The organism is Lysobacter alkalisoli, from assembly GCF_006547045.1.
Classification (GTDB): Bacteria; Pseudomonadota; Gammaproteobacteria; order Xanthomonadales; family Xanthomonadaceae; genus Marilutibacter; species Marilutibacter alkalisoli.
The window spans coordinates 936,293-958,070 of the sequence record NZ_CP041242.1 but is presented as its reverse complement, the minus strand read 5'-3'; the positions used below and the strand labels follow the sequence as shown (position 1 = coordinate 958,070).

Sequence of the window (21,778 nt, the reverse complement as noted above, 5' to 3'; positions counted from 1 at the left end):
TCTCCCGCAAGCGGGAGAGGGGCTCAACAAGCAGAAAGAATCATGCTCAAGATCGAAAACCTCCACGCCTCGATTGGCGGACGCGAAATCCTCAAGGGCCTGTCGCTGGAACTGAAGCCGGGCCAGGTGCACGCCATCATGGGTCCGAACGGCGCCGGCAAGTCCACGCTCGGCAACATCCTCGCCGGCCGAGAGGGGTATGAGATCACCGAGGGTTCGGTGACGTTCGACGGCCAGGACCTGCTCACGCTGGAGCCCGAAGAGCGCGCCGCGGCCGGCGTGTTCCTCGCGTTCCAGTACCCGGTCGAGATCCCGGGCGTGAACAACACCTACTTCCTGCGCACCGCGCTCAACGCCCAGCGCAAGGCGCGCGGCGAGAGCGAGCTGGACTCGATGCAGTTCCTCAAGCTGGTGCGCGAGAAGCTCGCCGTGCTGCACCTGAAGGATGAATTGCTGCACCGCGGCGTCAACGAAGGCTTCTCCGGCGGCGAGAAGAAGCGCAACGAGATCTTCCAGCTCGCCCTGCTGGAACCCAGACTGGCGATCCTCGACGAGACCGACTCCGGACTCGACATCGACGCGCTCAAGACCGTCGCCGAGGGGGTCAACGCGTTGCGCTCCGCCGACCGCGTGTTCCTCGTCATCACCCACTACCAGCGCCTGCTCGAATACATCAAACCGGACGTGGTCCACGTACTGGCCGACGGTCGCATCGTCGAGACCGGCGGCCCGGAACTGGCGCTGGAGCTGGAACAGCACGGCTACGCCTGGATCAAGGACCGGGTGGCGCCGGGAGCGACGGCCTGACATGACCGCGCTGCTCGACTCATTCGCAACCGCTTTCGACGCGCTCGAATCGCGCGACGCCGCCGGTCTCGGCGACAGCCGCCGTGCCGCGCTCGACGCCGTCCTGCGCGACGGCATCCCGCATGCCCGCGTCGAAGCCTGGAAGTACACCCCGCTGCGAGCGCTCGAGCGCCGTGCCTTTGCCGCATCGCCGGAAGAGGCAACGCCGGTTCTGGATACCGGCCTGCTCGCCGATATCCCCGCCCCGCGCCTGGTGTTCGTCAACGGCCGCATCGACACCACCCGCAGCGACACCGCCAGCCTCCCCGCAGGCGTTTCGCTGCAACCGCTGTCGACCGTGCTGGCCGAAGGCGACGCGCGCGACGCCAACTTCCTCGCCCGCCGCTTCGACCGCAGCGACGAGATCTTCGCCCGCGTCAACGCCGCGCTGGCCGATGAAGGCGCGGTATTGCGCGTGGATGCCGGGGTCTCCATCGAGCCCCCCGTGCATCTCGTCTTTATCGGGACGCCTGCCGACACCGACCGCGCCTGGCACCTGCGCCACCTGGTCGAACTGCGCGAAGGCGCTTCGCTGACCGTGGTCGAACACCATCTTGGCAACGGCGCCCATCGCCATCTCGCCAACGGCCTGCTGCATGTCCATCTCGGCCCACGGGCACGACTGGTGCACGCGCGGGTGCAGGACGAGGACATTGGTGCGACGGTGATCAACCGCACCGATGCCGTGCTCGCCCGCGAAGCCCGCTACGAGCGCATCGACCTCGAACTCGGTGCGGCGTTGTCACGCCACGAGCTCAACGTGTCCCTGCATGGCGACAATGCCCGCGTCCACGCCAACGGCGTGCTGCTGGCGACCGGCAAGCGCCACCTCGACACTCGCCTCGGCATCGACCACGCCGGCCGCGACAGCGGTTGCGAGCTGACCTGGCGCGGGCTCGGCGCAGGTCGTTCGCGCGCCGCCTTCCACGGCGGCATCCTGATCCGCGAAGGCGCCGATGGCACCGAAGCGATGCTGTCGAACAAGAACCTGCTGCTGACCGAAGGTGCCGAGATCGACAGCCAGCCGGTGCTGGAGATCCATGCCGACGAGGTCCAGGCCGCGCACGGTGCCACCGTCGGCCAGCTCGACCCGACCGCGCTGTTCTACCTGCGCAGCCGCGGCGTGCCGGCGGCGCAGGCGCGCGCGTTGCTGACCCATGCGTTCTGCCGCGAGACGCTTTCGGTGATCGAAGACGCTGTGTTGCGCGATGCATTGGCCACACGGCTGGACGCGGCCCTTGCACGGCTGGAGGAGAAATGAGCATTTCGCACGCTGACCCTCACCCCCACCCTCTCCCGCAAGCGGGCAAGGGAGCCAGCAGCATCGACTGGGCCAGGGTCCGCGCCGACTTCCCGGTGCTGGAGCGGCAGGTCCACGGCAAGCCGCTGATCTATCTCGACTCGGCCAACACCGGGCAGAAGCCCAATGCGGTGATCGACACCGTCGACGACTTCTACCGCCACCACAACGCCAACGTCAGCCGCGCCGTGCACACGCTCGGCACCGAGGCCACCGAGGCCTACGAGGGTGCGCGCAACAAGCTGGCCAGGTTCCTCAACGTCCGCGCTGACGAGCTTGTGCTGACCAGCGGAACCACTTTCGCGATCAACCTGGTCGCCTATTCGTGGGCGCTGCCGCGGCTGGAGCCCGGCGACGCGATCGTGCTCACGCGGATGGAGCACCACGCCAACATCGTGCCGTGGCAGCTGGTCGCCCAGCGCACCGGCGCGACGATCAAGGTCGCCGAGCTCAACGATCGCGGCGAGCTCGATCTCGATCAGCTGTATTCGCTGCTTACCCCCGAAGTGAAGCTGCTCGCGCTGACCCACGTCTCCAACGTGCTCGGCACGGTCAACCCGGTCCGCGAGATCTGCCGCGAGGCGCGGCGCCGTGGCATCGTCACCCTGATCGACGGCTCGCAGGCGACGCCGCACCGCCCGCTCGACATCGCCGCGGTCGGCTGCGACTTCTACGCGATCACCGGCCACAAGATGAGCGGCCCGACCGGCACCGGCGCGTTGTGGGCGCGGCGCGAGCACCTCGACGCGATGCCGCCCTTCATCGGCGGCGGCGAGATGATCAAGGAGGTGCGCTTCGACGGCACCGTGTTCAACGACGTTCCGCACAAGTTCGAGGCCGGCACCCCGAACATCGCCGGCTTCGTCGGCCTGGGCGCCGCGGTCGACTACCTGTCGGCGCTGGGCATGGCCAACATCGAGGCACGCGAGCAGGAGCTTCTGGCTTACGCGACGAAGGCGCTGTCGGACGTCGACGGCCTGCGCATCTTCGGCGAGCCGGTCGAGAAGGCGGCGGTGATCAGTTTCCTGGTCGAAGGCGCGCACGCGCACGACCTCGCCACCCTGCTCGACCTGGAAGGCGTGGCGATCCGCTCCGGCCACCACTGCGCGCACCCGTTGATGCAGCACTTCGGCGTGCCGGCCACCTGCCGCGCCTCGCTGGCGTTCTACAACACCTTCGAGGAGATCGATGCCTTCGTGGCGGCGATCCACAAGGTACGCAAGCTGCTGGCGTGATCCCCGGGCTGCACCCGGGAATCCCCAAAGTTTGCCGCGCAAACCTTGGGCCCCGCCGTTGCGCTTCCACACCCCCATTCGTGCCTGCGGCACGAATCGCCCCTCACTCAGGGGGGACGTTCACCAAGCTGCGCTTGGTAAACCCCAAAACCTGCTGCGCAGGTTTCGGGCCCCGTCAATGCACTTCCACACCCCCATTCGTGCCTGCGGCACGAATCGCCCCCTCACTCAGGGGGGGACGTTCACCAAGCTGCGCTTGGTAAACCCCAAAACCTGCTACGCAGGTTTCGGGCCCCGTCAATGCGCTTCCACACCCCCATTCGTGCCTGCGGCACGAATCGCCCCCTCACTCAGGGGGCTGGGTCATGCCCATATCCATTGATGATGCAGGCGCGGCGTTCCTACGGGAGCTTGTATGCGGATACCATTCCCGCCATGCACGAACTGAATTTCCGCCTCGCCGAAGAGGCCGACATCCCCGCCCTGGTCGAACTCGTCACCTCGTCGTACCGCGGCGACGCGAGCCGTGCCGGCTGGACCACCGAAGCCGACCTGCTCGACGGCAACCGCATCGATCCGGACGTCCTGCGCCACGACATCCAGCGTCCGCGCAGCCACGTCATCATCGCCGAGCGCGACGGCGCGATGATCGCCTGCGCTCACGTCGCCGATGACGATGGCGCCGGCTACTTCGGCATGTTCTCGGTCGCGCCGACGGCACAGGGCAACGGCCTTGGCCGCGCGGTGCTGGCGGAGGCCGAACGCGTCGTCCGCGAGGATCTCGACCTGGCGACGATGCGGATGACCGTGATCGACGTGCGTGAGGAGCTGATCGCCTGGTACGAGCGCCGCGGCTACCGGCGCACCGGGATCAGGAAGCCGTTCCCGTACGGCGACGAACGCTTCGGCATTCCAAAACGCGACGACCTGCGCTTCGAAGTCCTGGAAAAGACCCTTTGATCGAACTCGTAGCCCGGGTAAGGCGAAGCCGCACCCGGGACGACCCTCCAAGCCCCGGGCGCGCTTCGCTTACCCGGGCTACTTCGATACGCTGGCGCGCAGGCACATAGGAGAACATCGAGCATGGGCGACTGGGTCAGCGTCTGCGGCACCTCCCAACTGCTTCCCGGCGAATCGACCGTGGTCTGGGACGGCGACACGCCGATCCTGGTCCTCAACTACGACGGCGACTTCTACGCGCTGGAGGACAAGTGCTCGCATGAGGACTTCGAACTGTCCGCCGGCCCCTTCGACGGCGAGGAAGCGACGATCGAATGCGTGCTGCACGGTTCGAAGTTCGACATCCGCGATGGCCGCTGCCTCAACCCGCCCGCCTATACGCCGGTGGTGAAGTTCCCGATCAAGGTCGAGGACGGCATCGTCTGGACCCGCGACGACCGCGACTGAGCATCCGCTCCCGGGCCCGCCTCCGGATACGCCCGCGCCGCATGGCCAATCGCCAGACTTCATCAAACGAGATCCATTCTCGATTGTTGTAAACGCGAACTATTCTCATTATTATCCCGTTCGACGCCGGCCCCCCGGCCGCACTGACTACGGGACACCATGACCAAGCGCTCTCCTGCCATCTCACCGATGGCGGGCGCGATCTTCCTCGCGCTCGTTTCCACCCTGCCACCCGCCCATGCCCGGACGCCGCTGATGGCGACGGCCGCCGCCGATGCCAACACCCTCGACACGGTGGTCGTGACCGCCGCCGGCTTCGAGCAGAAGATCACCGATGCCCCGGCCAGCATCAGCGTGGTCACCCGCGAGGAGCTGTCGCTGCGTCCCTACACCAACCTGATCGATGCGCTGCGCGACATCGAGGGCATCGATATCGGCCTGGAGAGCACCGACAAGAACGGCAACGCCTCGATCAGCATGCGCGGCATGCCGTCGGACTACACCCTGGTGCTGATCAACGGACGCCGCCAGAGCAACGTCGGCGACATCTACCCGAACGGCTTCGGCGGCGGCCAGTTCTCCTTCATCCCGCCGCTGGACTACGTGGACCGGATCGAGATCGTGCGCGGTCCGATGTCGACCCTGTACGGCTCCGATGCGATGGGCGGCGTGATCAACATCATCACCCGCAAGGTGCCGCAGCAGTGGGAAGGCTCGGTCACCCTCGGCCACACCTGGCAACAGGAGAGTGAGTTCGGTGACGCACGCACGATCGACCTGTACGCGGCCGGCCCTCTGGTGGCCGACAAGCTCGGCCTGGCCTTGCGCGGCAGCTGGTACGACCGCGACGCCTCCAACCCGGAATGGGAGTCCCTGCCCCTGCCCGATGGCAGCCGCTGGGACCGCTCGCTTGGTTTCGGCAGTGGCGGCCGCCGGGTCGCCAACACCAACTGGCATGGCGGCCTGAGCCTGTCGTTCACGCCCAGCGAGAACCACGACCTGGTGCTCGACTACGACGCCTCGCGCCAGAAGTACGACAACAGGCAGGGTCAGACCGGCACCCTCGATGGCCTCGAGTCGCTGTGGCGCAGTGGCAATGCCGTGATCCCCAATCCGGACTTCGATCCCTCGCAACCGGCCGGCCCGGACAACCCGGAAACCGTCATCCGCCGCGTCGTCCAGCCACGCGTGGGATACACGGAGTATCAGCGTTACGAGCGCGATCAGCTCGCCCTGACCCACATCGGCCGCTGGGACATCGGCACCAGCACCAGCAGCCTGATGTACAGCCGCTCCAGCAACCTCGGCCGCTCGCAGCCGCTGAGCATCGCCGAGCGCGGCCAGCTGCAGGCGTTGTGGAACGAGGTCTGCGCACGCCATGGCGAAGACGGCTACTGCGACAACGGCATGGGGGCCGCCGGCATCGCCGCCCGCGACCTGAGCGCGGATGAGCTGGCCCGCCTCGGCGCCTTCCTGCCGCGCGCGCTGCGCCCGCTCGAAGTCGAGGGCTGGCTGTTCGACACCCGGCTGGAGATGCCGTTGGGCCGCCACCTGCTGACCGTTGGCGGCCAGTACAACAACGTCGACATGGAAGACGGCACCTTCGGCATGGTCGACGGCGACTACGTCGCCGGCACCACCCAGAAGCATCGCCAGTGGGCGGTATTCGGCGAGGACAACTGGAGCCTGACCGATGCGCTGACCCTGACCGCCGGCCTGCGCTACGACGACCACAACATCTTCGGCGACCACCTCAGCCCGCGCGGCTATCTGGTCTGGACCGCCAGCGAGAACTGGACGCTCAAGGGCGGCATCAGCACCGGCTACAAGACGCCCAAGCCGAACCAGCTGCACCCGGGCATCACCGGCTTCGGCGCACAGGGCGTGATCCCGTTCGTCGGCACTCCGGGCCTGCAGCCGGAAACCAGTACCAACACCGAGATCGCGGCCTACTTCGACAACCTGGACGGCTTGAGCTTCAACGCCACCGCGTTCTTCAACAAGTTCAAGGACAAGATCACCAGCGGTGAGCAGGTCGCCAACTGCGAGGTCGCCGCCGCTGGCGAACCCTGCGTGGACATCGGCCCGGGCTGGGCCGCACTGGGCTACACCAGCTTCCGCCAGAGCACCAACGTCGACCGCGCCGAGACATACGGTGTCGAACTGGCCGCACGCTGGGCGATCAATCCGGCCTGGACGCTGCGCGGCAACTACACCTGGACCGAATCCGAGCAGAACAGCGGCACCAACAAAGGCAAGCCGATCGCCGGCAACCCGGCCCGTCACATGCTCAATGCCGGCCTGGACTGGCGTGCCAGCGACAGCATCACCGTCTCGCTGACTTCGGAGGCACGCTCCAAACGCTACCGGGGCACCGACGCGTTGACCGGCCGTGACACCTGGTACGAGGACTACGCCCTGCTCAACCTCGGTGCGTCCTGGCAGGTCAACGAATGGCTGCGCTTCAACGCCCGCATCAACAACCTGCTGGACAAGGACTTCGTCAGCCAGACCTGCGAGCTGGTCGCGACCGGCGATGCCTACGACTGTATCGACGACTACCTGATCAAGGACCAGCGCCGGAGTCTCTGGTTGTCGATGAACGTGAAGTTCTGAGCAGGCTCATCGCTTGAGCATGGACACCGCCCAACCCGACCTCGCCCGCCAGCAGCGCCGCGGTTTCTGGCTGCGCACGCTGCACCAGTGGCACTGGATCAGCTCGGCGGTGTGCCTGGTCGGGATGCTGCTGTTTGCGATCACCGGCATCACCCTGAATCACTCGGGCGCGATCGAGGCCACGCCGCAAACCCTCAATCGCATCGTCGAGATGCCGGAACCGGTGCTGCAGGCGCTGGGTGAGCGCGAGCAAGGCCATGCACCGCTGCCGGCGAGCGTGGGTGACTGGCTCAACGAAACGCTGCCGGTCTCGATCGGCCGGCAGCACGCCGAATGGTCGGCCGACGAAGTCTACCTGTCGCTTCCGCGCCCCGGCGGCGACGCCTGGCTCAGCATCGACCGCGGCAGCGGCGAGGTCGAGTACGAACGCACCGACCGCGGCTGGGTCGCCTGGCTCAACGACCTGCACAAGGGTCGCAACACCGGCACAGCCTGGAGCTGGTTCATCGACGTGTTCGCCGCGGCGTGCGTGGTGTTCTGTGTGACCGGCCTGCTGCTGTTGCAGATACACGCCCGCCAGCGGCGCATGACCTGGCCTGTCGTCGGCCTGGGCCTGGTATTGCCGCTGTTGCTGGCATTGATCTTCATCCACTGACTCCATCGAGATGCCACACATGCGCATGAAACTCACCATCGCCCTGGGCGGGCTGCTCGCCCTGCCGGCCCACTCGGCCGAAATCCAGCTCGACGTGGAGATCCCGCAGCTCAACGTCGCCGAATACCACCGTCCGTACGTGGCGATCTGGGTCGAGGGCGCCGACCAGAAGGCGCTGGCCAACCTGGCCGTGTGGTACCAGCAGAAGGCGACCTCCGAGGGAGCCGGCACCAAGTGGTTGCCCGACCTGCGCCAATGGTGGCGCCGCAGCGGCCGCACGCTGGACGTGCCGGTGGACGGCGTGACCGGCCCGACCCGCCCGGTCGGCACCCACACGCTCAAGCTCGACGACAACCACCCCGAACTGAAGCGGTTGCCAGCCGGCGACTACACCCTGGTGGTCGAGGCCGCGCGCGAGGTCGGCGGCCGCGAGCTGCTGAAGATCCCGTTCAAGTGGCGCGGCGCCAGCCAGGGCAACGCCCGGGGCAGCAGCGAGCTGGGCGAAGTGTCCCTGAAGACCCGCTCCTGATCCGCGCACGAGCGACCTGCCGGATCTCACCGCCAAAGCCGCACTTGCGAACACGCATCCCGCAGAGGAGAACCCAATGAAGACCCCGTCGATCCTGGCTGCCGCACTGGCCACCACCCTTGCCGTCGCCATGCCGTTCTCGGCCTTCGCGCACAAGGCCTGGCTGCAACCGTCGCAGACGGTACTGGCCGGCAACGACCCGTGGATCACCGTCGACGCGGCGGTGTCCAACGACCTGTTCCATTTCAATCACGTGCCGCTGCGCCTCGACAACCTGGTCATCACCGCCCCGGACGGCAGCAACGTGGCATTGCAGAACCCGGCCACCGGCAAGTACCGCAGCGTGTTCGACCTGCAGCTCGTGCAGCAGGGCACCTACCGCCTGGCCGTGGTCAACAGCGGTCTGTTCGGCAGCTGGGAAGAGAACGGCCAGCCGAAGCGCTGGCGCGGCTCGGTGGACACCCTCGCCACCGAGGTGCCGAAGGACGCAAAGAACCTGCGGATTTCGCAGACGATGGGGCGCATCGAGACTTTCGTCACCAACGGCGCGCCGAACGACACCGCGTTGGAACTTTCCGGTGAAGGCATCGAGATGCAGCCGCTGACCCACCCCAACGACCTGTTCGCCGGCGAGGCCGCGAAGTTCCGCCTGCTGATCGACGGCCAGCCCGCCGCCGGGCTCGAGATCGAGATCGTGCGTGGCAGCACCCGCTACCGCAACGCGCAGGACGAGATCAAGCTCGTCACCGACGCCGGCGGCGAGTTCAGCGTGACCTGGCCGGAGCCCGGCATGTACTGGCTGGAGACCACGACCCAGGACGGGAAGACCTCGGTGCCGCAGGCGGAGCAGCGCCGCCTGAGCTACGTCGCCACGCTGGAAGTGCTGCCGCAGTAAGCGGCAGTTCTCCTCGCGCGAATGAACGCCATAACCGCCCAGAGCCCCGCTCCCGCCACCCTGGGTGGCGAGTCGATGGGCACCACCTGGTCGGTGAAGCTGGCCGCACCGCCAGGCGCGAACCTGCATGCCCTGCACCACGGCATCCAGTCGGTGCTCGACGATGTCGTTGCGCAGATGAGCAACTGGGAGCCGGATAGCGATCTGGCCCGCTACAACGCAGCCAGGGCCGGCAGCTGGCACGCTTTGACCGACGGTTTCTGGCGTGTGCTGCAGGCTGCGCTGGAGATCGCCGCCGCCAGCGACGGCGCCTTCGACCCGACCGTCGGTGCACTGGCCGATACCTGGGGCTTCGGCCCGTCGCGACGGATCGACACCTCGGCGACTGCACTCGAGGCCGCGCGCAGCCACATGGGCTGGCGCCGGATCGAACTCGACGCCGCCAACCACCGTGCCCTGCAGCCCGGCGGCGTGCGACTGGACCTGTGCGCGATCGCCAAGGGCCACGCGGTCGATGCCGTCGCCGAGCACCTGCGCGCGCGGGGCATTGCCAATGCTCTGGTTGAGGTCGGTGGCGAACTGTCCGGCTACGGCCGCAGGCCCGACGGCACGCCCTGGCGGGTGCTGGTCGAAGCCTGGACCGGCGACGAGGATGGCAGCGCCGAGCCTCGCGTGCTGGCACTGGACGGATTGGCCGTCGCCACCTCCGGCGAACGCTGGCATCACCACCAGCACGATGGCATCCGCGCCAGCCACACGCTCGATCCACGCAGCGGCAAACCAGCGCGCGATGCGCCTGTCGCGGTCACCGTTGTCGCCAGCGACGCCATGCACGCCGACGGCTGGGCCACAGCACTGACCGTGCTTGGTATTCACACGGGCTACGAACTGGCCTGCGCGCGCGGCCTGGCCGCACGCTTCATCGCCCCGGCGACGGACGGTCATGCCGAACGGATGACGCCAGCCTTCAATGCATTGCTGGACGGATGAGCATCACCACGCAAGGCGCGCCGACGGCGGGCGCGGCCATTTCCAGCGCCGTGCGGGTGCGGCTCGGCAACGCCGCGGTCCTGCTGGCGTTGTTGCTGACCGCCCTCGCCTTCGCCCGGTGGCAAGGCGGGCCATGGTGGATCGCGATGCCACCCGGCGAGCGGTGGTGGCTGGCAGGTGCGACCGTTCTCGCCTACTTCGGGCTCTGCACCGTCCCGTTGCTGCGCACGCGAAAGCGTCCGGCGGCACTGGACGCTGACGAAGGCGAATCCGCCGTGCTGCTGGCCTGGGCGAGCCAGACCGGTTTCGCCGAACAGCTGGCCGAACACAGCGCCAGCGCATTGCGCGGTGTCGGGATCGCGGCACGGGTGCATCCCCTGCACGAGGTCGACATTGAAATGCTGAAACGGCACCGCCGCGCGTTGTTCATCGCCAGCACCACCGGCGAGGGCGACCCGCCCGACCATGCGCTCGGCTTCACCCGCGATGTGCTCGGCCAGGCTGCGGCTCTGCCCGGCCTGCAATATGCGGTGCTCGCGCTTGGCGACCGCAGCTACGCCAACTTCTGCGCATTCGGGCTGCAACTCGACCGCTGGCTGCAGCACAGCGGTGCGCGGCCGCTGTTCGACCGTGTCGATGTCGACGCTGGCGATACCGGCGCACTGCGCCACTGGCAATACGGCCTTGGTCAGCTCGCCGGTCGCGCCGACCTGCCCGACTGGTGTCCGCCTGCCTACCGGCCGTGGCGACTGCATGCCAGGCGACTCTTGAACGCAGGCAGCGAAGGCGGCCCGGTCTACGAGATCGCACTGGTGCCGGAACAGGCGGGCGAGCTCGACTGGCAGGCCGGCGACATCGCCGAGATCGGCCCGCGCCACCCCGCGCATGAGGTCACGGCATGGCTGCACGCAACCGGCCTCGACGGTGACAGCGAAGTCCATACCGATGGCGCACCCACGACGTTGTCGGCATTGCTGTCACGCGCACGCCTGCCCGATCCCGCCAACGTGCACGACCAGAACGCACAGGCACTCGCCGAGTCCCTGCAACCCATGCCCCATCGCGAATACTCGATCGCCTCGACGGCTGGCGAAGGCCGGCTGCACCTGCTGGTGCGGCAGGTGCGCCACCCCGATGGCCGCCTCGGCAGCGGCAGCGGCTGGCTGACCGCCCATGCGGCCGGTGGCGACCGCATCGACCTGCGCATCCGTCGCAACCCGGGGTTCCATCTTCCCGCCGACGACCGTCCGCTGATCCTGGTCGGCAACGGTACCGGCCTCGCCGGCCTGCGTGCGCTTGTGATGGCGCGGATCGAACGCGGCCACGCGCGCAACTGGCTGTTGTTCGGCGAGCGGCGTGCCGCTTTCGATTTCCACCATCGCGACGAGATCGAAACCTGGCTGCACCAAGGCTGGCTGCAGCGGCTGGACCTCGCGTTCTCGCGCGACGGCGGCATGCTCGCTGCCGACAGCGGACAGGCGCTGCAAGCCCACCCCTTCGAGCGTCCCTATGTGCAGGATCTGCTGCGACGGCAGGCCGGACGCCTGCGCGAATGGCTCGACGCGGGCGCCGCCGTGTACGTCTGTGGCAGCCTGCAGGGCATGGCGCCGGGCGTCGATGCGATGCTGCGCGAACAGATTGGTACGGAAACGCTGGAAAAGATGGCTGCCGACGGCCGCTACCGTCGCGACGTCTATTGAACGCGCGCTGCGAGCCGGATCAACCAGGCTTCACCACCACCATCGAGCACGTGGCGCAGGCGGGCATCGCCTGCGGCGAAGATCGCGGTATCGCCACTGGCCAGCGGTGGCAGGCCGGAATCGTCGTCGAAACGGGCCTGGCCGGCGATCAGGTGCACCGCCCAGGTACTCCGGGGTTCGGCGAAGATCACCATCGGCCCGACCAGCGGCCGGTGCCAGGACGCGACCTCGACCCGATCGCGCCGCCACATCAGGTTGACCACCTCGACGCGGCCGTCGACCGGCTGCGCGGTCATCTCCTCCTCACCGCTGAAGCGCACGCGCTCGTGGGGAGGCATCAGGAGCGTGTCGCCCCCCGCACGGATCAGGCGCAGGCCGCTGCCAGACAGCAGCATCTGTTCGCGATCGACGCCCTCGAAGCGGGAGTAAGCGGCCTCGGCCTCGATCTCGGCAATCGACAGGCGCCAGTCCCAACCGGCGTCATCGGGAGGCCCTGCAATGCTCCCGGACAGGACTTCACGGGTCCAGCCCAGACCATTGCGCCAACGCTCGCGGCGGCAGGCGTTGGCAGGAATGACCCGGGAGTGCGGAAGGATTTCGGAAACCGGCTGCATTCGCAGAGTCTAGGCGATGGGAGGGGATCCGTTCTCCATCAGCATCTTCCATCAGCACCGGCCAACTGCCCCAAAGCCTCAAAACAGAACCGCCCACCGCGGATCCTTCCACGGCGGGCGGTATACATCCTTGTCCAGGGTCTCCCCCCGATTCCTTCGGGCTTCCTGCCCTTGATACACGCCGGGACGCATCCTGCACCCGGCCTTGCATGATGTCAGCGACCTGCTGCGCTTCCTGCCGACGACGAACCGCTCCTGGCCGCGGGCTGACGCGAGGCGGTATTGCCGACCTCGATCAGGTCGAGGTTCTTCTCGACCGTCTTCAGACCGATGCCGGCGACCAGGGCCAGTTCCTCGGCGCTGCGGAACGGGCCGTTGGCCTCGCGATACTCGACGATCGCGGCAGCCTTGGCCGGCCCGACATTGACCAGCTGCTCGAGCGTGGCGGCGTCGGCGGTATTGATGTCGACCTTCTCACCGGCCACGGCGGTGGCGGTCAGCACACTGCCGACAAGCAGCAGCGACAGGGCCAGGGACTTGAAGATCAGGCGAAGTGATTTCATGGCGAATTCCTTTCTCGATGAATGTGGATTTGCGTCGCGTCCTTGTGGGGTGCCGGGCGGAGCTGGCCGGGGCGGCGTGCCCAGGCCGGTGTCCCGTCCGGCGAGAACAGTCTCGGAAATTCGCCGGCCCGGCTGTATCGGCCTACCTTCCGTCGTCGGGTCGGGAAAAGTCCCGGTCCGGGGTAGGAAAATTCCTACACGGCGGCTGACGTTAAAATGGCCGCTTTCGCGAACAGAGGCCCCTCCATGGACGCCAGCCAGATCGAGCCCGCCCTCATCGAACGCTTCGTCGCCGGCAAGTGGGACGACGAGATCGTTCCCCAGCTCGTCGAGTACATCCGCATCCCCAACAAGTCGCCGATGTTCGACGCCGACTGGGTCGCCCACGGCTACATGGAGGATGCGGTCAAGCTGATGACCACGTGGGCCAACGCCCAGGGCATCCCCGGCATGCAGCTGGAGGTGGTCCGGCTGGAAGGCCGTACCCCGCTGATCTACATCGACATCCCGGCCGCCAACGGCGGCAGTGACGATGACTGCGTGCTGATGTACGGCCACCTCGACAAGCAGCCGGAAATGACCGGCTGGGACGATGACCTCGGCCCGTGGAAGCCGGTGCTGCGCGGCGACAGACTGTACGGCCGCGGCGGCGCCGACGATGGCTACGCGATCTACGGCTCGCTGACCGCGGTCAAGGCCCTGCAGGAGCAGAAGCTGCCGCATTCGCGCTGCGTGGTCATCATCGAAGCCTGCGAGGAATCGGGCAGCTATGACCTGCCGGCCTACGTCGACCACCTCGCCGACCGCATCGGCAAGCCGTCGCTGGTGGTCTGCCTGGACTCGGGCTGCGGCAACTACGACCAGCTGTGGTGCACCACCTCGCTGCGTGGCCTGGCCGGCGGCAATCTGAGCGTGAAGGTGCTCGACGAGGGCGTGCACTCGGGCGATGCCTCCGGCATCGTGCCGTCGAGCTTCCGCCTGTTGCGCCAGCTGCTGTCGCGTATCGAGGACGAGAACACCGGCCGCATCGCCTTGGACGGCCTGCACGTCGAGATCCCGGCCGAGCGGATCGAGCAGGCGAAACGTGCCGCCGAAGTGCTCGGCACCGCCGTCTACGACAAATTCCCGCTGGTCGGCGGCCTCAAGCCGATGCATGACGACCTGGCCGAACTGGTGCTCAACCGCACCTGGCGCCCGGCGCTGTCGGTCACCGGCATCGGCGGCATCCCCTCGCTCGACTCGGCCGGCAACGTGCTGCGCCCGCATACCGCGGTCAAACTCTCGTTGCGGCTGCCGCCGACCCTGAACGGCAAGCAGGCCGGCGAACTGCTCGGCGAGGTACTGCTGCGCGACCCGCCCAACGGCGCGCAGGTCTCGCTGGAACTGGAGAAGGCCTCGGCCGGCTGGAACGCGCCGGCAATGTCGCCATGGCTGGAGAAGGCGATCGACACCGCCAGCCGCGAGTTCTACGGCCGGCCAGCGATGTACATGGGCGAAGGCGGCTCGATCCCGTTCATGGGCATGCTCGGCGAGAAGTTCCCCGGCGCCCAGTTCATGATCACCGGCGTGCTCGGCCCGCACTCGAATGCACATGGACCCAACGAGTTCCTGCACATCCCGATGGGCAAGCGCGTCACCGCCTGCGTCGCCCGCGTGATCGCCGAGCACCACCACGCCAGCCAGCGCGGCGAGACCAGCGGTGCCGCGGTGGTGCCTGACAGTGGCGACCGGCATGGGGATCACGGCTGCTGCTGAGTGCGTCTGCCCTCACCCCAACCCCTCTCCCGTTCACGGGAGAGGGGCTTTGCATAACGCGCCGACCACCTGTCCAGAAGCCGTTGGCCATGGGTTTGCGGGACCTTCGGAGGCAGGATGCCGACGATGAGCCTACATGGATGTACTTGCGGCGTGTCCCGCAAACCCATGGCCAACGGCTTCCACAGCGACACATCCGCCCGACCTCCCCGATCGGCATAACCGCATAACCGACCGTCCTTTCCGTCGACGGTGGCGCGTCCCTAGTCTCGTGGCCAAGGAAATCCCACGAGACCCACCGCGATGCGCGCCTCCCCTGCCCCGCCCCGCTCAGCGACGAACAGGCAGGCCTGCTCGGCCGCCTGACCGACGGCCTCGACGGCGCCGGCCTGTGGTGGCTGTCCGGCTATGCCGCCGGCCTTGCCCGCGGCCAGGCCCTGCAGGGCCGCCCGGCCAGCGCCGCCCTGCCCGCGGCCGAAACCGCGCCGTCGCAGATCCTGACCATCGTCTACGGCAGCCAGACCGGCAACGCCAAACGCGTCGCCGAAAAGCTCGCCGCGCAAAGCGAAGCCGCCGGCGTCACCGTGCGCCTGCTGCGCGCCGACGCCTACCCGACCCGAGAACTGAAGGACGAGAAACAGCTCTACATCGTCATCAGCACCCAGGGCGAGGGCGACCCGCCGGACGACGCGATCGGCCTGGTCGAATTCATCCGCGGCCGCCGCGCGCCCAAGCTGCCGCAACTCAAGTTCGCCGTGCTCGGCCTCGGCGACTCCAGCTACCCGCAGTTCTGCGAGATCGGCCGCGTGCTCGACGAGCGTCTGGCCGAACTCGGCGCGACCCGCCTGTTCGAACGTGGCGAGGCCGACCTCGACATCGATAGCGTCGCCGCCCCTTGGCTGCAACGCGCGGTCGAGGAAGCCAAGACGCTGGCCACAGTGCAACCCCAGCACAGCGCCACCGTCACCCCGCTGCGCCCGCTGCAGGCTACCGCGCCGGCGCACGACCGCGACCGCCCGTTCGCCGCCGAACTGCTCGCCGCCCATCGCCTGACCGCCCCGGGCGGCCTGCGCACGCCGGCCGGTCGCGACGTGCGTCATTTCGAGATTTCGCTGGAAGACTCCGGCCTCCACTACCAGCCCGGCGACGCGCTTGGCCTGTGGCCGCAGAACCCGCCGGCGCTGGTCGATGAAGTGCTGGCGACGCTCAAGCTCGCCGGCGACACCGCAGTCAAGGTCGGCGACGACGAACACTCCTTGCGCGAGTGGCTGTCCGGCAAGCGCGAACTGACCCGGTTGTCGCGCCCGTTCCTCGCTGCCCATGCCGGGCGCAGCGGCGACGATGGCCTCAAGGCCCTGCTCGACGCCGGCAACCGCGAGGCCATGGCACGCCTGTTCGACGAACAGCAAGTGATCGACCTGCTGCGGCGCCACCCGGCCGACTGGGACGCCGAGGCCCTGGTCAGCGCACTGCGTCCGATGGCGCCGCGGCTGTATTCGATCGCCTCCAGCCAGAAGCAGGTCGGCGACGAGGTCCACCTGACCGTGGCCCATGTCGAATACGACTTCGACGGCCAGACCCGCTGGGGCACCGCATCCAACTTCCTGTCGCGCACCGCCGAGGGTGAGCGCCTGCCGGTCTACATCGAGCCGAACGAACGCTTCCGCCTGCCGACCGACGCCTCGCGCGACATCATCATGATCGGCCCGGGTACCGGCGTGGCGCCGTTTCGCGCCTTCGTGCAGGAGCGCGCAGAGATTGGAGCTGCTGGCCGCAACTGGCTGTTCTTCGGCAACCCGCACTTCCGTACCGACTTCCTCTACCAGCTCGAATGGCAGCGCGCGGTGCGCGACGGCCAGTTGCAGCGCATCGATCTCGCCTTCTCGCGCGATCAGGCACAGAAAATCTACGTACAGCACCGCATCCGCGAGAACGGCCGCGACGTCTACGACTGGCTGGAAAGCGGCGCGCACGTCTATGTCTGCGGCGCGATCGCGATGGGCAAGGACGTGCACGCGGCCCTGCTCGACGTGGTCGCCGAACACGGCGGCAAGTCGCGCGAGGATGCCGCCGACTACCTGAGCCAGCTGCAGCAACAGGGCCGCTACGCCCGGGATGTGTACTGATGACCCGCACCAACCCCCCCGTAGCCCGGGTAAGGCCGATGGCCGCACCCGGGGCCACGACGGGCACGAAACTCCCCGGGTGCGGCCTCGCCTTACCCGGGCTACGCAAACCGCATGGAGGGCCGCTGCATGAGCGCGCATTCGGTTGAAGACATCAAGCGCGCCAGCGCCGGCCTGCGTGGCAGCCTGCTGCAGAGCCTGGCCGACCCGTTGACCGGCTCGCTGCGCGAGGACGACCAGACCCTGATCAAGTACCACGGCAGCTACCAGCAGGACGACCGCGACATCCGCGAGGAACGTCGCGTGGCGAAGCTGGAGCCGGCCTACAGCTTCATGATCCGCACCCGTACTCCGGGCGGCGTGGTCACGCCGGAGCAGTGGCTCAAGCTCGACCACATCGCCACCACCTTTGCCGAGCGCGGACTGCGCATCACCACCCGCCAGGCATTCCAGTTCCACGGCGTGATCAAGACCGAGCTGAAGTCGACGATGCAGGCGATCAACGCGGCGTTGATCGACACCCTGGCCGCCTGCGGCGACGTCAACCGCAACGTCGCGGTGTCGGCCAATCCGTTGCAGTCGCGCACCCACGCTGCTGTCTACGCGCATGCCGCGGCGGTGTCCGAGCACCTGTTGCCGAACACCCGTGCCTACTACGAGATCTGGCTCGACGAGGAGCAGGTGGCGGGCAGTCCGGATGTCAGCGAACCGGTCTACGGCGAGACCTACCTGCCGCGCAAGTTCAAGATCGGTTTCGCGATCCCGCCGTACAACGATGTCGACGTGTTCGCCCAGGACCTGGGCTTCATCGCCGTCATTGACAGTGATTCCGTCGAGAACGACGGAGTCGTCGGCTACAACGTCGTGATCGGCGGTGGCATGGGTGCGACCCACGGCGATGCCGAAACCTATCCGCGCCTGGCCAACGTGATCGGCTTCATCCCGGTCGAGGCATTGAAGGACGTCGCCACCGCCGTCGTCACCACCCAGCGCGACTGGGGCAATCGCGAGGTGCGCAAGCGGGCGCGACTGAAGTACACCATCGACGATCATGGCCTGGACAATTTCAAGGCCGAGGTCGAGAAGCGTGCCGGCATCGCATTCGAACCGGCGCGGCCGTGGGTGTTCGAGCACAACAACGACCGCTTCGGTTGGGTGCAAAGTGATGGGAACGGGGGCGAAGACGGCCGCTGGCACCTGACCCTGGCCTTGCCGGCCGGGCGCATCGTCGACAACGACACCACTGACAACGGCCGGGTCCGCCACCTTTCCGGCCTGCGCGAGATCGCGCGCCTGCTTCAGGACAGCACGCTGCAGGAGCATGGCGAAGGCGCCGAGTTCCGCATGACTGCGAACCAGAACCTGGTGATCGCCGGCGTGCCGGCGGACAAGCGCAAAGCGGTCGATGCCCTGGTAGCGGTCTACGCGCTCGACATCCATCGCAGCGCCAGCCCTCTGCAACGCGACGCCATTGCCTGCGTGGCACTGCCAACCTGCGGCCTGGCCATGGCCGAGGCCGAGCGCTACCTGCCCGAGCTGGCGGCAAAGATCGATGCCCTGCTCGCAAAGCACGGCCTGGCCGACGCGCCCATCAACCTGCGCATCAGCGGCTGCCCGAACGGCTGCTCGCGCCCGTACCTGGGCGAGATCGCGCTCGTCGGCAAGGCACCCGGCCGCTACAACCTGATGCTCGGTGCCGATCATCGCGGCCAGCGGCTCAACACCCTGCATCGGGAAAACATCGACGAAGCCGCGATCCTCGCCGAGCTCGACAGCCTGTTCGCGCGCTATGCCGGCGAGCGCCGGGCCGACGAAGGCTTCGGCGACTTTATCGTCCGCAACGACGTCGTCACGTACCAGCATCCCTCGCACTACGAGGTGACCCCATGAGCATGCCCCCCGATCCCATCACCGCCGCCGAATCGCCGAAGGCGCTGGCCGAACTCAACCGCTGGCTCTCCCAGCGCAGCGCCGAGGAGCGCGTCGCCTGGGCGCTTGAGAACACCGCCAGTGAGCACGCTCTGTCGTCGAGCTTCGGCGCGCAGGCGGCGGTGTCACTGCATCTGGTCACGCGGCAGGCGCCGGACATCCCGGTGATCCTGCTCGACACCGGCTACCTGTTCCCGGAGACCTATCGCTTCATCGACGAACTGAGCGATCGCCTTGGCCTGAACCTGCATGTCTACCGCCCCGAAGTCAGCAATGCCTGGGCCGAAGCACGGCTGGGCCGGCTGTGGGAGAAAGGCGTCGAAGGCATCAGCCGCTACAACCGCATCCACAAGGTCGAACCGATGCAGCGTGCGCTGGATGAGCTCGGTGTACGCACCTGGATTGCCGGCCTGCGCCGCGACCAGTCCGCGACCCGCGCCAACATCGACATCCTGGAGCTGCGCAACGGCCGCTGGAAGCTGCATCCGCTGGCCGACTGGAGCGAACGCGACGTCTGGCAGTACCTCAACCAGCATGACCTCCCCTACCACCCGCTATGGCACCAGGGCTACGTGTCGATCGGCGACGTCCACACCACCCGCCGACTGGAACCGGGCATGCGCGAGGAAGACACCCGTTTTTTCGGTCTCAAGCGCGAGTGCGGGTTGCATTTCGACGATGACGAAACCGAAAACGAAAAGGCCGCGTAGCTGCATGAAGTGGGCATCTCAGACGCTCGTTCCACCTGCCCCAGTGCGCGTGTACCAGGCGCTCACCCTACGAACCCGCCTGGCCGGCGCCGTCCAGATGAAGCGCGAAGCCGGTAGCTCCCGGATCACCCAGCTCCGGGCGTAGCTGCATGCTCGGAATCAGATAGTCGCCGAAGTTCTGCCGGCGATAGGGGATGGGCGGGATGGTTGACAGTGTCCGCATCCGCTCACGCAGGCGTTCGGCCACCGGTTCGAAACCGGCATCATCGAAACGATCGACCCGGTAGACCACGAACGGCGGCAGCACGTCATAGCCCGGGTAGTAGAGAATCCCGTGATTGATGGGGAATAACAGATCGTCGATCGGCCCATTGATCCCGCGGGCGTCGTAGTGCTCCTCCCAGCCGCCGGTGGTCACGATCAGCATCGCACGCCTGCCGGCAAAGACACCTTCGCCGAAGCGGTCGCCCCAGCGCTTGTCGCTGTGCTCGCCAACGCCATAGGCAAGACCGTAGGAGAAGACCCGGTCGACCCAGCCCTTGAGGATCGCCGGCATCGTGTACCACCACAGCGGGAACTGCAGGATCAGGGCATCGGCCCAGAGCAGCTTTTCGTGTTCGGCTTCAACATCCCCGGTCAACGTGCCGGCAGCGTAGGCCTGTCCCGAGGCCGCGGCCACCTGCAATCGCGCCCCGGGCTCCAGCGTGGGGAAGTCGTCGCGATCGACCTGGGACTTCCAACCGTCCGCGTACAGATCGGACACCCGCACCTGGTGGCCCTGGGCCTCGAGCTCCCTCACGGCGACCTCGCGCAGGGCGCCATTGAGCGAGCGCGGTTCGGGGTGAGCGAAAACAAGCAGGACTTTCATTGGACACCTGTGATGAAAAGGACAGGGCCCATACGCTAGACAAGGCACCAATGATCCGGAAGCCGCGCGCAATACATATTATTATTCCGAATAATGGATAGATCGGATATCACGCTCGAGCGCATGCGCACTTTCGTCCGCGTTGCCGAACGCGGCAGTCTGTCGGCCGCTGCGCGCGAACTCGGCATCGGCCAGTCGACGGTCACGCGTCAGCTTCGTGAACTGGAAGCGGCGCTCGGCGTGCCCTTGCTCAGCAGGACCACGCGGCGGACCACTGTCACCGACGAGGGCCGCCACTACTACGCCAACTGTGTCCAGATCCTGCGCCTGGTGGAACGGGCGGGAGACGAAGCGCGAGCGACGCGTGGCGCGCCCGCGGGTACGATCCGGGTGTCGTGTACGGCAGCCTTCGGAGTGCTGCATGCCTGCCATCTGGTCTTCGCCTTCCAGGACCGCTATCCGGATATTCAAGTCGACCTCAGCCTCACCGACGAGCGCATCGACCTGGTCCGCGAAGGCGTCGACATCGCGTTGCGCCTGGGTCCGCTCAGCGACAGCTCGCTGAAACTGCGGGCCCTGGGTCAATCGCAACGCCTGCTGGTGGCTGCGCCGGACTATCTGGCAATGAAGGGGACGCCGCGCACGCCACACGAACTCTCCGCCCATGAAGGCATCCGGATGGCGAATGTGGCCGGCAGCGACATCCTGGCCCTGCAGGGACCCGACGGCGAACAGTACGCGGTGCCTTTTACCGGGCGTTTCCGGGTCGACCACGGACTTGCGGCACGCGTGGCGCTGCTCGCCGGGCGAGGCATTGCACCTGCCCATCGATGGCTGGTCGACGACCTCATCGCCGATGGGCGGTTGGTTGCAATCCTGCCTGACCACGAGTTGCCCGCTGTCCCCTTGAGCATGCTCATCGTTCCCGAACGCGCAGGCATTGCGCGGGTGCGATTGCTGATCGACTTTCTCGTCGATCGGATCGGCAGCGTTCCCGGTATCAAGCCAGCTGCATAGGCTGGGGTTGAGCGATACATGAT

The 21,778-nt window shown here is 67.4% G+C and carries 18 protein-coding genes and 1 pseudogene; 16 read left to right on the top strand and 3 right to left on the bottom strand.

What is annotated here, in order from left to right:
- Positions 1–42: 42 nt before the first annotated feature.
- The 11 genes from sufC (at position 43) to FKV23_RS04065 (ending at position 12,173) form a co-directional block, all read left to right on the top strand.
- Complete coding sequence (gene sufC / locus FKV23_RS04115; protein ID WP_141622717.1) at positions 43–807, top strand: Fe-S cluster assembly ATPase SufC; 765 nt, start codon at positions 43–45, stop codon at positions 805–807.
- A 1-nt stretch (position 808) separates the two neighbouring features.
- Positions 809–2,107 carry a Fe-S cluster assembly protein SufD gene (gene sufD / locus FKV23_RS04110; RefSeq protein WP_141622716.1) on the top strand — a complete coding sequence of 433 codons (1,299 nt, stop codon included), beginning with the start codon at positions 809–811 and terminating at the stop codon, positions 2,105–2,107.
- Entirely contained in the window at positions 2,104–3,381 is a 1,278-nt protein-coding gene (locus tag FKV23_RS04105) for a cysteine desulfurase (protein WP_141622715.1), read from the top strand. Before sufD ends, FKV23_RS04105 begins: the two co-directional genes overlap by 4 nt.
- Positions 3,382–3,816: 435 nt before the next feature.
- Positions 3,817–4,341 carry a GNAT family N-acetyltransferase gene (locus FKV23_RS04100; protein ID WP_141622714.1) on the top strand — a complete coding sequence of 175 codons (525 nt, stop codon included), beginning with the start codon at positions 3,817–3,819 and terminating at the stop codon, positions 4,339–4,341.
- 123 nt (positions 4,342–4,464) lie between these two features.
- A complete protein-coding gene (locus tag FKV23_RS04095; protein WP_141622713.1) occupies positions 4,465–4,788 on the top strand; it encodes a Rieske (2Fe-2S) protein in 324 nt (107 codons plus the stop codon).
- Positions 4,789–4,947: 159 nt separating this feature from the next.
- Entirely contained in the window at positions 4,948–7,404 is a 2,457-nt protein-coding gene (locus tag FKV23_RS04090) for a TonB-dependent receptor domain-containing protein (protein ID WP_244244090.1), read from the top strand.
- Between the two features lie 19 nt (positions 7,405–7,423).
- Positions 7,424–8,059, top strand: coding sequence for a PepSY-associated TM helix domain-containing protein (locus tag FKV23_RS04085; protein ID WP_141622712.1), 636 nt, complete (start codon positions 7,424–7,426; stop codon positions 8,057–8,059).
- Positions 8,060–8,078: 19 nt separating this feature from the next.
- Complete coding sequence (locus FKV23_RS04080) at positions 8,079–8,588, top strand: DUF2271 domain-containing protein (RefSeq protein WP_141622711.1); 510 nt, start codon at positions 8,079–8,081, stop codon at positions 8,586–8,588.
- A gap of 76 nt (positions 8,589–8,664) precedes the next feature.
- On the top strand, positions 8,665–9,483 hold the full coding sequence (locus tag FKV23_RS04075; protein WP_141622710.1) for a DUF4198 domain-containing protein: 819 nt from the start codon (positions 8,665–8,667) through the stop codon (positions 9,481–9,483).
- Positions 9,484–9,504: 21 nt separating this feature from the next.
- Positions 9,505–10,473 (top strand): FAD:protein FMN transferase, encoded by a 969-nt coding sequence (locus FKV23_RS04070; RefSeq protein ID WP_141622709.1) that lies wholly within the window; start codon positions 9,505–9,507, stop codon positions 10,471–10,473.
- Positions 10,470–12,173 (top strand): flavodoxin domain-containing protein, encoded by a 1,704-nt coding sequence (locus tag FKV23_RS04065; protein ID WP_141622708.1) that lies wholly within the window; start codon positions 10,470–10,472, stop codon positions 12,171–12,173. The genes FKV23_RS04070 and FKV23_RS04065 overlap by 4 nt, the downstream gene beginning before the upstream one ends.
- Here the strand turns inward: FKV23_RS04065 and FKV23_RS04060 are convergent.
- Together FKV23_RS04060 and FKV23_RS04055 are read right to left on the bottom strand one after the other, a co-directional pair.
- Entirely contained in the window at positions 12,167–12,787 is a 621-nt protein-coding gene (locus FKV23_RS04060; protein WP_141622707.1) for a HutD/Ves family protein, read from the bottom strand. The two genes, FKV23_RS04065 and FKV23_RS04060, sit on opposite strands and share 7 nt — an antisense overlap.
- Before the next feature lie 215 nt (positions 12,788–13,002).
- Positions 13,003–13,350 carry a ComEA family DNA-binding protein gene (locus FKV23_RS04055; RefSeq protein ID WP_141622706.1) on the bottom strand — a complete coding sequence of 116 codons (348 nt, stop codon included), beginning with the start codon at positions 13,348–13,350 and terminating at the stop codon, positions 13,003–13,005.
- A 246-nt stretch (positions 13,351–13,596) separates the two neighbouring features.
- Between FKV23_RS04055 and FKV23_RS04050 the strand changes: the two genes are divergently transcribed.
- The 4 genes and pseudogenes from FKV23_RS04050 (at position 13,597) to FKV23_RS04035 (ending at position 19,870) form a co-directional block, all read left to right on the top strand.
- Positions 13,597–15,105, top strand: coding sequence for a M20 family metallopeptidase (locus FKV23_RS04050; protein WP_407067644.1), 1,509 nt, complete (start codon positions 13,597–13,599; stop codon positions 15,103–15,105).
- 293 nt (positions 15,106–15,398) lie between these two features.
- Positions 15,399–17,231, top strand: a pseudogene (locus tag FKV23_RS04045) (assimilatory sulfite reductase (NADPH) flavoprotein subunit); the annotation flags it as partial.
- 129 nt (positions 17,232–17,360) lie between these two features.
- The gene (cysI, locus tag FKV23_RS04040) at positions 17,361–19,121 is read left to right on the top strand and encodes an assimilatory sulfite reductase (NADPH) hemoprotein subunit (RefSeq protein WP_141622704.1); all 1,761 of its coding nucleotides are present in this window, start codon (positions 17,361–17,363) and stop codon (positions 19,119–19,121) included.
- Positions 19,118–19,870 carry a phosphoadenylyl-sulfate reductase gene (locus FKV23_RS04035; protein ID WP_141622703.1) on the top strand — a complete coding sequence of 251 codons (753 nt, stop codon included), beginning with the start codon at positions 19,118–19,120 and terminating at the stop codon, positions 19,868–19,870. Before cysI ends, FKV23_RS04035 begins: the two co-directional genes overlap by 4 nt.
- Before the next feature lie 67 nt (positions 19,871–19,937).
- Here the strand turns inward: FKV23_RS04035 and FKV23_RS04030 are convergent, their stop codons facing one another.
- Positions 19,938–20,738: an NAD(P)H-dependent oxidoreductase gene (locus FKV23_RS04030; protein ID WP_141622702.1), complete on the bottom strand. Its 801-nt coding sequence runs from the start codon at positions 20,736–20,738 to the stop codon at positions 19,938–19,940.
- A gap of 123 nt (positions 20,739–20,861) precedes the next feature.
- Here FKV23_RS04030 and FKV23_RS04025 point away from each other — a divergent pair, with 123 nt between their 5' ends.
- Positions 20,862–21,755 carry a LysR family transcriptional regulator gene (locus FKV23_RS04025; protein ID WP_208543232.1) on the top strand — a complete coding sequence of 298 codons (894 nt, stop codon included), beginning with the start codon at positions 20,862–20,864 and terminating at the stop codon, positions 21,753–21,755.
- The last annotated feature ends 23 nt before the right edge of the window (positions 21,756–21,778 follow it).